This is a genomic window from Nostoc punctiforme PCC 73102, from assembly GCF_000020025.1.
Taxonomy (GTDB): Bacteria; Cyanobacteriota; Cyanobacteriia; order Cyanobacteriales; family Nostocaceae; genus Nostoc; species Nostoc punctiforme.
In genome coordinates this window covers 7,686,433-7,698,641 of the sequence record NC_010628.1, presented here as the reverse complement: position 1 = coordinate 7,698,641, position 12,209 = coordinate 7,686,433, and the positions used below count along the sequence as shown (strand labels likewise).

The 12,209-nt window shown below is 41.9% G+C and carries 11 protein-coding genes and 1 pseudogene; 6 read left to right on the top strand and 6 right to left on the bottom strand.

Annotation, left to right across the window (positions count from 1 at the left end; translation table 11 throughout):
* Window positions 1-432: 432 nt before the first annotated feature.
* Together NPUN_RS31605 and NPUN_RS41145 are read left to right on the top strand one after the other, a co-directional pair.
* Window positions 433-1,317, top strand: coding sequence for a hypothetical protein (locus NPUN_RS31605; RefSeq protein WP_012412445.1), 885 nt, complete (start codon window positions 433-435; stop codon window positions 1,315-1,317).
* Between the two features lie 386 nt (window positions 1,318-1,703).
* Window positions 1,704-1,925 (top strand): annotated as a pseudogene (locus tag NPUN_RS41145) (hypothetical protein); the annotation flags it as partial.
* Window positions 1,926-2,044: 119 nt separating this feature from the next.
* Here the strand turns inward: NPUN_RS41145 and clpP are convergent.
* Both clpP and NPUN_RS42265 read right to left on the bottom strand, forming a co-directional pair.
* Window positions 2,045-2,656, bottom strand: a complete 612-nt coding sequence (clpP, locus tag NPUN_RS31595) for an ATP-dependent Clp endopeptidase proteolytic subunit ClpP (protein WP_012412443.1) — start codon at window positions 2,654-2,656, stop codon at window positions 2,045-2,047.
* Window positions 2,657-2,744: 88 nt separating this feature from the next.
* Entirely contained in the window at window positions 2,745-2,882 is a 138-nt protein-coding gene (locus NPUN_RS42265) for a hypothetical protein (protein WP_167315685.1), read from the bottom strand.
* A 538-nt stretch (window positions 2,883-3,420) separates the two neighbouring features.
* On the opposite strand from NPUN_RS42265, the gene NPUN_RS42260 reads away from it, so the two are divergent.
* The 3 genes from NPUN_RS42260 (at window position 3,421) to NPUN_RS31585 (ending at window position 6,452) form a co-directional block, all read left to right on the top strand.
* Entirely contained in the window at window positions 3,421-3,576 is a 156-nt protein-coding gene (locus NPUN_RS42260) for a hypothetical protein (protein WP_167306178.1), read from the top strand.
* A gap of 170 nt (window positions 3,577-3,746) precedes the next feature.
* On the top strand, window positions 3,747-5,804 hold the full coding sequence (locus NPUN_RS31590; RefSeq protein WP_012412442.1) for a thioredoxin domain-containing protein: 2,058 nt from the start codon (window positions 3,747-3,749) through the stop codon (window positions 5,802-5,804).
* 51 nt (window positions 5,805-5,855) lie between these two features.
* A complete protein-coding gene (locus NPUN_RS31585) occupies window positions 5,856-6,452 on the top strand; it encodes a molybdenum cofactor guanylyltransferase (RefSeq protein WP_041566523.1) in 597 nt (198 codons plus the stop codon).
* A 116-nt stretch (window positions 6,453-6,568) separates the two neighbouring features.
* Here NPUN_RS31585 and NPUN_RS31580 read toward each other — a convergent pair whose 3' ends face one another.
* Complete coding sequence (locus NPUN_RS31580) at window positions 6,569-8,068, bottom strand: family 10 glycosylhydrolase (RefSeq protein WP_012412440.1); 1,500 nt, start codon at window positions 8,066-8,068, stop codon at window positions 6,569-6,571.
* A 448-nt stretch (window positions 8,069-8,516) separates the two neighbouring features.
* Here NPUN_RS31580 and NPUN_RS31575 point away from each other — a divergent pair, with 448 nt between their 5' ends.
* A complete protein-coding gene (locus tag NPUN_RS31575; protein WP_012412439.1) occupies window positions 8,517-9,443 on the top strand; it encodes an ABC transporter substrate-binding protein in 927 nt (308 codons plus the stop codon).
* Between the two features lie 319 nt (window positions 9,444-9,762).
* Here the strand turns inward: NPUN_RS31575 and NPUN_RS31570 are convergent, their stop codons facing one another.
* The 3 genes from NPUN_RS31570 to NPUN_RS31560 form a co-directional block, all read right to left on the bottom strand.
* Window positions 9,763-10,200, bottom strand: coding sequence for a hypothetical protein (locus NPUN_RS31570; protein WP_012412438.1), 438 nt, complete (start codon window positions 10,198-10,200; stop codon window positions 9,763-9,765).
* Between the two features lie 279 nt (window positions 10,201-10,479).
* Entirely contained in the window at window positions 10,480-11,448 is a 969-nt protein-coding gene (locus NPUN_RS31565; protein WP_012412437.1) for an FTR1 family iron permease, read from the bottom strand.
* 147 nt (window positions 11,449-11,595) lie between these two features.
* The gene (locus NPUN_RS31560) at window positions 11,596-12,030 is read right to left on the bottom strand and encodes a ferritin-like domain-containing protein (RefSeq protein ID WP_012412436.1); all 435 of its coding nucleotides are present in this window, start codon (window positions 12,028-12,030) and stop codon (window positions 11,596-11,598) included.
* Between the last annotated feature and the right edge of the window lie 179 nt (window positions 12,031-12,209).

The following is a 12,209-nucleotide window of genomic DNA, read 5'->3' as shown; positions in this document are numbered from 1 at the left end:
GTGGAAACTACAGGTGTTTGATTGTCTAGAGTGAAGGTAATTTTACGCCATTAGAATCTGATTTTTAACTAGCAGGAACTGCCGGTGAACCCAATTTTCCCACATGTAGAATCGGTAACAATTAGGTGAGCAGCTTAATTAGCAGTGAGGGCGAACCTTATCTCCATTATTGTAGATTTAGAGCGCACTTCCAAAAAATAGTTCTAGATATCTAGTTGGGTAATCAGTATAGCATTGCAGGCAAGACTACCCAGATAAGTTAGCACTAGCCAAAAATTTCGTCAAAAAACAGCTACTGCTACAATTGGGACACTAGACAAAGCATTAAAAGGGACTGGGGATTGGGTATTAGGGATGAGGATTAAAACAATTCTTTCCCCTATCCCAGTCCCCAATCCCAAGTCCCAAAAGATTTAGATTGGTAGTAGTATTATGTTGGCTCAATTCCAGAGCTTGTATCCCAACGGCAGCTTGATTTCTGAATTAGTGCAAATTTTTCAAGGAAAATATATTGTCCGGGCAAGCGTGCAAATTGAAGGTGTAACCCGTGCGACGGGTATGGCAGCAGCAGAAACAGTAGAAGCAGCAGAAGACCAGGCCAGAACTAGGGCGTTGATAGTTTTGGGTATTACAAATTCGCCACCAGAATCAGTGGAATTTAGCTCAAATTCAATTTCTCCAGCGCAGCTAAATCCCTCCTTGAATACCAAAGGTGGATTGAGTGAATCTACTTATTCTTCTACGAAAGCTGGGGATTTTGTAGGTAGTCAATGGCCAGCGGTTAGCGACAAAGAAATATCTATACCGCCTTCCAAAGTCCGCAACATCAAACCACAAGTAGTAACAACCAGTAACGAACAGTACGAATACAGTAGTACTGCGCCTTTACCAAGCGATAACTATAGCCAAGATTTAAGTCAAAACTTTCCTGTGACTACCAACCGGGAGCTAGAATTTGATCCTCCAGTTGAAAACTTAGAAATAACGTTTAATAACGAGCCAGAAAATCAAACCTTTCCAGCAATTTCTGCTAATAATGTCACACCATTTACACCTCGGAGTTACAGCCCTCAAGAGGATGCCCCTACCCCGTCAGTGACAGGAAAGAGAAAGAAGAAAGCTGAACCCGTGGATTTATCGGATGTGATTGCAAAAACAGATGTCGAACTTCAACGTTTAAACTGGACACCAGAACAGGGACGGGAGCATCTGATTAAAACCTACGGTAAACGGGGACGTACTTTGCTAACTGAAGAAGAATTACACGGATTCCTTAAATACCTCCAATCGCAGCCTGACCCAATAGCGGGATTTTGATTTGTCATTTGTCATTTGTCCTTTGTCCTTAACAATCACAAATGACAAATGATGCAGGCTGTTAGAACAGTGACGAAGTTATGGAACCTGTAAATTTTGCTAAAGTAATTGCTCAAACAGATGTTGAGATGCAGCGATTAGGCTGGACAATAGGCCAGGGGCGAGAGCATCTCAAAAAAACTTATAGTAAGCGATCGCGTACTTTACTGACAGAAGTAGAATTACTAGAATTCCTTCAATATCTTGAATCTCAACCGTTAGATGAAGTTGTGACTGCCAAAATTGATGTTGACACCGAACAGTTATGTTGGACACAACAGCAGGGGGAAATTAATGCTGAAATCGAACGATTATGTTGGATGAAAGAGGATGTAGTCCCTCTGACAGGAACAGGAAGGAGAAAAAAGAAAACTCAACCAGCAGATTTGTCGGATCTAATTGCTAATATAAATGTCGCAATGCACCGCTTAGGATGGACACCAGAACAGGGACGGGAGCATCTGATTAAAACCTACGGTAAACGGGGACGTACTTTGCTAACTGAAGAAGAATTGTACGAATTTCTCAAATACCTGCAATCTCAGCCAGATCCAAGCGCAGGATTTTGATTTGCAACTTCTAAATCAAGTTTTGAACTCAAATAACCCCTCTTCAGTTATGAAGAGGGGTTATTTTTGAGGTTTAAGGGAATTAAAAGTGGTAAATCACCATTTACCAATCGTGATTATTAATTCACAGCAGCAACAGCTGGACGGCTACCAGCAGCGTGGCGGTCAATCACTTGGTCAATCAAACCGTATTCCCTGGCTTCCTCTGGTGACATGAAGAAGTCACGTTCAGTATCTTCAGCAATGCGCTCAATTGGTTGACCTGTATGGTCGGCTAAATAGTCATTTAGCCGCTTTTTGTGGTACAGAATTTCCCGCGCCTGAATTTCAATATCAGTCGCCTGTCCTTGAGCGCCACCGAGAGGTTGATGAATCATAATCCGAGAATGGGGTAAACTCATCCGCTTACCCTTAGCACCCGCGCTGAGGAGGAAAGCGCCCATACTCGCCGCCAATCCTGTACAAATTGTACAGACATCAGGGCGAATATGTTTCATAGTGTCAAAAATGCCCATACCAGCCGTCACCGAACCACCGGGAGAATTGATGTACATATAAATGTCCTTCTCCGGGTCTTCAGCATCCAAATACAGCAGTTGGGCAACAATCAAGTTAGCAATGTTGTTGTCAACTTGTTGTCCCAAAAAGATGATGCGCTCACGTAACAGCCGTGAGTAGATGTCAAAGGCGCGTTCACCTCGACCCGATTGTTCAATAACGATAGGAATCATGGAAGCGTGTTTGTGGCTACTTTAAATACATTTTATCGGTGACAGCACGAAACTGGGGTTTATCTCTACTGTTCTCACGCAAATAACTTCAACCTTTATCAAGAAAAGCAGGAGCCATGAGGAAAACTGCCCGACGCTCTCTACGAGACGCAACGCGTTCGCAGACTCGCTTGCCGCCGGCGCTATCTGTTTCCTGCCACGACCAACCAGGGAAAGGTTTTAACACAAGAACACTGTTGCGTCAGCTTCCCGCAGGGTACGAAACTTCAGTGGTTTCAATTCATCCGGGGTCGAATCTTATAAATGAATTGCTTCTGTTGCCTGCTTCAACATTTTCCCTTGCTCCACTTCGGCTACGCTCAGTGACCACCTGCCCTCTGCCCCCGTTCGGCTACGCTCACGGCAAGCCTGCTCCCTGCTCCCTTGCCTCTTTTTCAACCTCTAAGGGCACTTTTTAGCCGCAAAAGCTGTCTAAGAGAATATCCCATGCAGGGAAGAACAAATCAAAAAACTCTAATTATCGCCAATTTCATCATCTCGACCTTTGCTAGATAACTTTGGCGATGTAGTCATTAAACCGATAACCGAAATCAAACTTGCTTAGGGACTTGTGTTAAATTTCTGTAACATTTTAAACATTTTTTTAGGATTTCCCTCAGCAATTATCAAGTTATTTTTGTTAGATTCGGTAAATCGATAGTACGAGGTGTATTCAGAATAACCAGTCCTAATTGAAATGCTATCCACTCAGAGAGAGACGTGCCATGCTGGAAAAACTTATACAAGCCGCCATCATCACCTTCTTGCTCCACCTGATAGCAGGACTTAGCCCAAATGCTTTAATTCAGTCAAAGACAGCATCACCTGTGCCAGAAACGCCACCAAATATTGTCAGCTTGCTATTGCGATCTTTTCAGTAAAAATATTTCACAACTTACACAGGTGTCGGCGATTTAAAGACATGCACTACTACCTCCTACCCAAGGGGTAAGTCGCTTGTAGGATTATCTTGCATATACATAGCTGTCTAGGTTAACAGTCTTGGGAACAAGGTAGACTGAGCAAAGAAGGCAACTATTTGCATTTGATCATGACTAATCGCCTTGCTGAAGCTAAGAGCCTCTATCTCCGCAAACACGCCGAAAACCCCATTGATTGGTGGCCTTGGTGTGACGAAGCGCTTGCAACTGCAAGGGCGCAAAATAAACCGATTTTTCTTTCCATTGGCTACTCTAGTTGCCATTGGTGTACTGTCATGGAAGGCGAAGCTTTTTCTGATAGTGCGATCGCTGACTACATGAATGCTAATTATCTTCCCATCAAAGTAGACAGGGAAGAAAGACCTGACCTCGATAGCATCTATATGCAAGCTTTGCAGATGATGAGCGGTCAAGGGGGTTGGCCTTTGAATATTTTTCTTTCTCCAGAAGATTTAGTGCCGTTTTACGCTGGGACTTATTTCCCTGTAGACCCACGCTATGGTCGTCCTGGATTTTTGCAGGTGTTGCAAGCCCTTCGCCGTTATTACGATACCGAAAAAGCAGAATTACAGCAACGCAAAGCCTTAATTATTGAGTCTCTGCTCACGTCTGCGGTGTTGCAAGATGGTACAACAGATGAGCTTGAAGACCGTGAATTACTCCGCCAAGGTTGGGAAACCAGCACAGGTGTAATTACTCCTGGTCAATCTGGTAATAGCTTTCCGATGATTCCTTATACAGAATTAGCACTGCGGGGAACTCGATTTAATTTTGAATCTCGTTATGATGGCAAGCAAGTTTGTACCCAGCGAGGACTAGACTTAGCGCTGGGAGGCATTTATGACCATGTAGGTGGTGGTTTTCATCGCTATACTGTTGACCCGACTTGGACAGTACCGCATTTTGAAAAGATGCTCTACGACAATGGACAGATTGTGGAGTATATAGCAAATCTATGGAGTGCAGGAGTACAGGAACCAGCGTTTGAGAGAGCAGTTGCTGTTACTGTACAATGGCTAAAGCGAGAAATGACCGCACCGGAAGGTTACTTCTATGCTTCTCAAGATGCCGACAGCTTTACTGAACCCACGGCGGTAGAACCAGAAGAAGGAGCTTTTTATGTTTGGAGTTACAGCGAAGTCCAACAACTGTTAACGCCTGAAGAATTAACGGAATTACAACAACAATTTACTGTTACCCCTAACGGCAACTTTGAAGGACGTAATGTTTTACAAAGAAGGAATTCTGGCAAACTGAGTGCAACGCTAGAAACCTCACTGAGCAAGCTGTTTACCGCTCGCTATGGCGTTAGTTCTGAGTTGCTAGAAACTTTTCCCCCGGCTTGTAACAACCAAGAAGCAAAAACCACTAATTGGCCAGGTCGCATTCCCTCGGTGACAGATACGAAGATGATTGTCGCCTGGAATAGCTTGATGATTTCCGGGCTGGCTAAGGCTGCTGGGGTTTTCCAACAACCACTATATTTGGAATTAGCAGCACGAGCAGCGAATTTTATCTTGGAAAATCAGTTTGTTGATGGGCGTTTCCAGCGACTCAACTATCAAGGAGAACCAACTGTTTTAGCCCAGTCTGAAGATTATGCTTTCTTTGTTAAAGCTCTGCTAGATTTACAAGCTTCCAATCCTGAGCATAAGCAATGGTTAGAAAATGCGATCGCTATTCAAGATGAATTTACCGAATTTCTCTGGAGTGTGGAATTAGGTGGTTACTTTAACACATCAAGCGATTCTAGTCAAGATTTAATTGTTAGAGAACGTAGCTATGCTGATAATGCGACACCATCAGCCAATGGAATTGCGATCGCTAATCTTGTCCGTCTCGCTTTACTCACCGATAATCTAGATTATTTGGATTTAGCGGAACTTGGTTTGAAAGCTTTTAAGAGTGTAATGCATCGCGCTCCCCAAGCTTGTCCCAGCTTGTTTACAGCTTTGGATTGGTATCGTAATTCTACCTTGATTCGTAGCACCACTGAGCAAATAAACTCGCTGATCCCCAAGTTTCTACCAACGGCTGTATTTGCCGTAACATCTGATTTACCAGAGGGAAGCGTTGGCTTAGTTTGCCAAGGTTTGAAGTGTCTTGCACCAGCAGAAAGCGTAGAGCATTTATTGCAGCAAGTAGAGAAAAGTCAAAATCGGGGATGATGGGCATTGGGCACTTGTACTGAGCGGAGTCGAAGTATGGGGCATGAGGCAATGACGACCAGAAGCGAATTAACAGCAATTGTATTAGCAGGCGGTAAAAGTTCTCGGATGGGTCAAGATAAAGCCTTGATTCCCATTCAAGGAGTGCCGTTGTTACAGCGAGTTTGTGGGATTGCTGAAAGCTGTACTGAGGCTGTTTATGTAGTAACTCCCTGGCCAGAACGCTATCAAGATTTGCTTTTGCCTGGTTGCCAATTTATCCGAGAAGTACCTTTATCTGGAGAATCTATATTCCACGGGCCTTTAGTCGGTTTTGCCCAAGGACTAGCCGAAGTGCAAACAGAATGGGTATTATTGCTAGCTTGCGATTTGCCGAGGTTGCGGGTTGAGGTGTTGCAAGATTGGGTAACTAGACTTGATAGCGTGGGGGATAATGCGATCGCAGCTTTAGCTCATAATCCCAAAGGGTGGGAACCTCTGTGTGGTTTCTATCGCCGTCGCTGTTTGCCACAACTTTTAGAGTTTATCAATCAAGAGGGGCGATCGTTTCAGCAATGGCTGCGGCAATATCCTGTGGAAGTTTTGCCTTTTGCAGAACCCGAAATGCTGTTTAACTGTAATACACCAGAAGATTTGGCTTTAAGTTAGTTGAAGAAGCTCCAGAATTCAGAATCAATTAGTGGGAATAAGGTAAATGAGGGAAATTTTCCTTCTGAATTCTGTTAGCGGTAGCGGGACATTTAGCCCCTCTTGAATTATGTTATTTACCGAATGCGGCAAAATTTGCGATCGTTATCATTTTCAGGATATTGCCAAGAATAGGCAAAATGGCTAACTCCCTTCAGTTGGGGCGCAAATTGTCGGAGTGCCTGCATTTGCACTTCAAGGGATGGACGATTACTGACCGATTCTCCCCATTTGCCAGCTAAAGCTGGAATCACTTTTGTACCTGGTTTTGTCATACTCAAAACCCGTTTCACTTGCGCCACAATACAAGTGACATTACCGCAATTCCCATAAGACATGGGATGCCACTCTAATGTAGTGGGGAAGCGATCCCAAGGTTGTAAGCGAGAATCATACCCTTGTCCTACAGTTTGGTTGCCATCAGGGAAAAACACTACTCCCGTGGAAACACCTTGCTGCTTTGCTGGGTAACTGGCTATATTGACAAAATCTAGAATTCCTTGCATGGCGTGAGCAACTGCTAGCTGCCACAATTCCCATTGCAAAAGTGGTTGTCTGTCGGTTGCAGACAGAATTGATTTTTGCGCTGGTGGAGGAATGCGTCCTTGCCAAAGCGGTTCCCCTTCCTGGGGATAAAGTTGATCGATTTCCGCGATATCTCCGGCGGTGACATATCCCTTGCTCAAATAGCGTCGAATTAAGTCCAGTCCTTTATAATTCAGTGCCCGTTTAAATAAAGCTTCTTGAATTGCAGGACTAAATAGCCATAAATCTGAAACTTTGGTGGCGATGGAATCACTTCCTGCTTGGCGCGGATAGCGCACATAGTCTAATAGCAAGCCATCTGGACGACGGCGCAAAACTTCTTTTACTAATTGGTAGTAGTCGCTTTTTGCTTGCGAGTTGTAGGGGTCGATAAATACTTGAGAGCCGTTATCTACCACATATAGGCTCGTTTGACCTTTGCCATTTCGAGCGATCGCACTTTCTCTATCTCGTCGCTGGGCGTAAGTATAGCCGAAATTGTTAGTAAACATCCAGGCGTAGACCTTCAAACCACGTTGCCGGCCTTTTTGAATTGCTGTGGCGAGTAAGTCAGCGTTTTCTGTCCCTGGAGTGCGAATTACAGAAGGCCAAGCTGTCGGGTTAGCTTTTGCTGGTAATAATGCCTGCCCGTCATAAAATACTTCCACATACACTTGGTTATAGCCACGGTTGACAATCCGATCCATAATCTGGTCAACTATTCCTGGCTGAATGTCACAAGGATACAAGCGTAACCAGACAGCTTGGATTTGTGGCCAAGTCCGAGTGCGGCACTCCTGTAATTCCTGTGCCTGTTTTTTTATTAAGTTTTGGTAGCGGGTTTGGGCATCTTGATTGCCTTTAAGAGCTGATAAACGTAAGTTTTCTTTTTCTTTCGCCGCCGGCGATGATAACTGACAATATTGGGTTACTTGCGCGCTTGCTGGTTCGGTTCCAAAGTTAGGGAGCAACGAACTAGTAGTGAAAAGAACAGCAAATATACGCCGCCAAAATAATGTTGATCTTGCAACGCTTAAAGGATGGTTAGACATATCTACCAGTAGATGGACACAATAATCATCGACCCCAATTTAGATAATTGTAGGTAACGTGTATCGAATTATATAAGTAAGCAGCAAGGGTTTAAAACCTATTTTTTCAAGACTGCCTAAGCCCTATTTGTGTTGCCGCATTTTTTTATAAAGACATAAACGCATATAAGGAAGTATAAAACATCTGAATACAAAGCAAGCCTAGTCTACTATTGGGTAGATTCCGCCTCTACCTTAGTTAGTCAAAATCTGCCAAAATCAGTAGTTTTTTTGAAGCAAGAATAGCTTGACTTTTAGTTGTTGCCATTAGCCACATCTTTTCAATCTCTGGCTTCGTCGATCCAGTTTGGTACTTTATAGCTATATTGCTAAAAGCTACATTGACGATTTTTGAATGTGTTGCTGAGTATGCTTCTTATACAATTCTTACCCCAGAAGGAATTTTAATATGCATCGTCGTTGGCTCTTATCTGCTTTAGCACTTTTGATGAGTATAGTTTTAGCTGCTTGCACGACTGCAACCACTCAGCAGTCACAAATAAAAGTCACAAACCCTACTGAGACGATAAACGCAAATTCTCAACAACTACCAACAGGATCGGTAAAAAGAGTTGTTGCTCTTTCTTCTCTTTCTGCTGATATCATCTCTCGACTTAATTCCACAAAAATTGTCGGAATCACTGGTAGCAAATTATTTAAAAATGACTCAAAATTCAAAGATATTCCCCGTGTTAGTGAAGGACAAAGCCCACCCAATTTAGAGAAAATAGTAGCACTCAAACCAGATTTAGTTATTGGTGCAGAAGGTTTTTCTAACATCCCAATTCAAAAACTTCAGCAGCTAGGAATTAACACCTTTCTCACTAAGGTGAATAACTGGGAATCTCTAGAAGAACTTACTAAAACTCTTGCTAAATCAATTGATGCTGATCCTCTGCCTTTGTTAAATCGTTATAAAACTTTCTTGCCAGAAAAGCCAACTCAAGGTTTTTCTACTCTAGCGCTGGTTAGTCGTCAACCAATCTTAGCGCCGAATAAAAATAGTTGGGCAGGGGATTTGTTGGCAAAATTTCAGGCGAAAAATATAGCAGCAGATTTACAAGGAAAAAGTCCAATTGGTGGTTATGTGACGCTTTCTGCTGAGAAAGTTTTAGAAGCAAATCCAGAGGTAATAATTTTGGTTAATCCCCCACAAGGGAATTCAGAAGCAGCACTTTTAGATTCACTGAAAAAGGAAGCTTTTTGGCAGCAACTACAAGCAACTAAAAATAATCGAGTTTATGTGTTTGATTATTTTGGTTTGGTGAATCCAGGTAGTATAGATGCAATTGAAAAGGCTTGTCAGCAGCTTAAGCAAGTATTATTTGCAGCATAGGGCACTTAGCTCGATACTGGGATAACAATCAATAAAGGATGCATTTATCGGAGGTGATTTTAGATAAAACCCTGATAAAACAGGCTTTTCAGTGTCTCAATAGTAAGACAACATGAATTTTAGAATTACTATGATTACTTCAACATTCAAATTAATTTGAAACTGCTGCAAAGCATTTTTATTGTTTTTTTGTATTAAAAAATCATTAATAAATTCGCGTTTTAAAGCATTCTTTGCACTTAATATTATTACTCAACAACACTTTGTATTACAAAGCAGTTAAATAAAGGTGCTTCAGCTTTTGTATCTGCTAAACTAGCTATTTACAGTGTTGTTGAAGAAGAGATATAGCTAATTCAAAACTATTAGGTTGAGTTTGCACTGCATAAGCTTCTTTTTCTAAATCTTGCCGTTTGACATCAGTATAGTGTCTAAAAAATGGTCGAGCATAATTGCTTGGTTGAATGTCTAAACCTAAAGTTTTTATTTTTCCTTTTCCGGCACATACCTGGGCTGCATGAACAGTTTCATGGATTAGTGTTTGAATCCCAATGTGTAACTCAAACACTATGGGATTAATCCAGATTTTTTTGTCAGCTTCTCTTAGTAAACCATAAGCTCCTCGCTTTGGTGGTAGTGCAATGATTACCTGAAACCCTTTCTTTTCTAGTTTATTTTTTAAATCTAAAAATTTTGTTTCTTGATTGGGTATTTGAGAAAGTAACAGTAAGGCATTTAATATAAAAATTTTGCTCATTTCCTTTTTTGATTATACCGATTCAATTAATCATTGCAACACATCCTTGGCTAAAGACGCATTAATTGCGTCTCTACAAATAGTTTATTTGTTGCATTATTTTTTCAAATTGGTATTACTTGAAAACATTTGTATTCAATTACAATGGCAAAAATATTAACTGTGACTTGAACTAAGGCAGCTATTTTTGAATCGACATTAGCGTAGCTATCCCAAAGGCGATTCCCAGTCATAGACTGGGAATGAGGGAGACTGCAAACGAGGTAACTGACTGTGCTTTTAATCTTTTGCAGAACTAATTGGTTTTTGACCAAAGGGGATATTTTTTTTACCTTCAGGATAAGCACCCCCAAGGCTGCGGAAATACAATCCTCCAATGGTGAGTAAGAACGTCACATATCCCACTGCTTGTACAAGATAGAGATTGTCTCTGTAACCAAATAAAGATTTGAGAATAATCCCAGGAAATTGTTCGTCAGGCAAGATTGTGGAAGTATTTGAAACCATTGGGCCCAAAATACAAGAATGTACTCTTGTAAAACGTTCGTAATAGAAACACAGGCTTTCTGTGGCACGACTGCTAAGAGCAAGGTTCGCCACAGCTTCGTCAAAATGTTTCAAGCCTGAAACTACTAACCCAGCCACAATCAACACTAAGAAAACGCCCATTACCTGGAAAAACTGGCGGATGTTAATTTTCACACCCCATTTAAATAGCAGCACTCCAATGGCAGTTGCTGCTACCAAACCACCAATTGCACCCAATGCTGGCATAAATCCCTGTTGGAAATTAGCAGCAACGAACAGAACAGTTTCAAAGCCTTCGCGGACAACGGCAATTAAAATTAAAGTAAAAACACCCCAGCCAGCATTTGAGTTTTGTGTCAGTGCTTCTGTTACTGCTCCTTCAACCGTAGCTTTCATGAATCTGGCTTGTTTAGTCATCCAGATTAGCATCCAACTGAGCATTGCGATCGCTAATACGCTAAATACACCTTCCAAGGCTGGTTCAACTACCGAGGTGTATTGAGGATTCGCTGCTCCCAGTATTTGAATTAGCCAACTGAATAGCACACCTATAAAAGCACTGACAACAATGCCAACGGCGATACCAGCATATACCCAAGAGTTGAGTCGGGATTGTTTAGCTTTTTTCAGCAAAGCTAGCACGATCCCAACAACAAGGGCCGCTTCTACTCCTTCTCGGAGCGTTATTACAAAAGTAGGTAGAGCAGTACTAAAATCCATCTTTTTTCCTTTGTCTTTTGTCTTTTGTCTTTTGTCATTAGTCAGTTGGCCTACCCTGCGGGAAGCCGCTGGCGCGTCTATGTCATTTGAATTTGTTTTTAACTAATGACCAATGACCAATGACTAATGACCAATGACTAATGACTATTAGCTAAAATCGCGTAGCATCTTTTTCAGTTCGAGATTATGCATCTCTTCTTGCCCAATCATGCCGCGAGCGAATTCTTCAAGATAAATACTAGCATTGGTGACAGTTTCGAGCAGATTTTTATACAGATCCAATGCCTTTTTTTCATGGGATAAGCTTTCTTCCAAGATATCCTTGACTTTATGCTGGTAAGTTTCTTCCATTGGGGCAATTTTCAGGGAGGGATGCCCATCTAAACCGGTAAGAATTTCTCCTACTTGTTCAGCATGAAGTAAAGACTCGCTTGCCTGTGCTTTGAAAAAAGCCACAATTGGAATACGGTTAGGGCCAGTCACCATCAAAGAATAATGTGTATAACGCACTACTCCTGCTAGTTCAAATTCCATGATGGCGTTTAGCAAGTCGATAGTCTTTTTATAGTCAAGTTCTTGCATCAGTTCTTAGTTCAAGTAACGAATGGAGTGTAATTAGGTAGAAGTTAGGAGTTAGGAGTTGGAAGTCAAGAGTTAGCAAATCGGGGTTCTTAACTCAGGACTCTTAATTCATAACCCCTAACTCTTAACGATTTCATCATTTTAAACTCCTTCGCATCAGCTTTCCATTAAAACAAAGT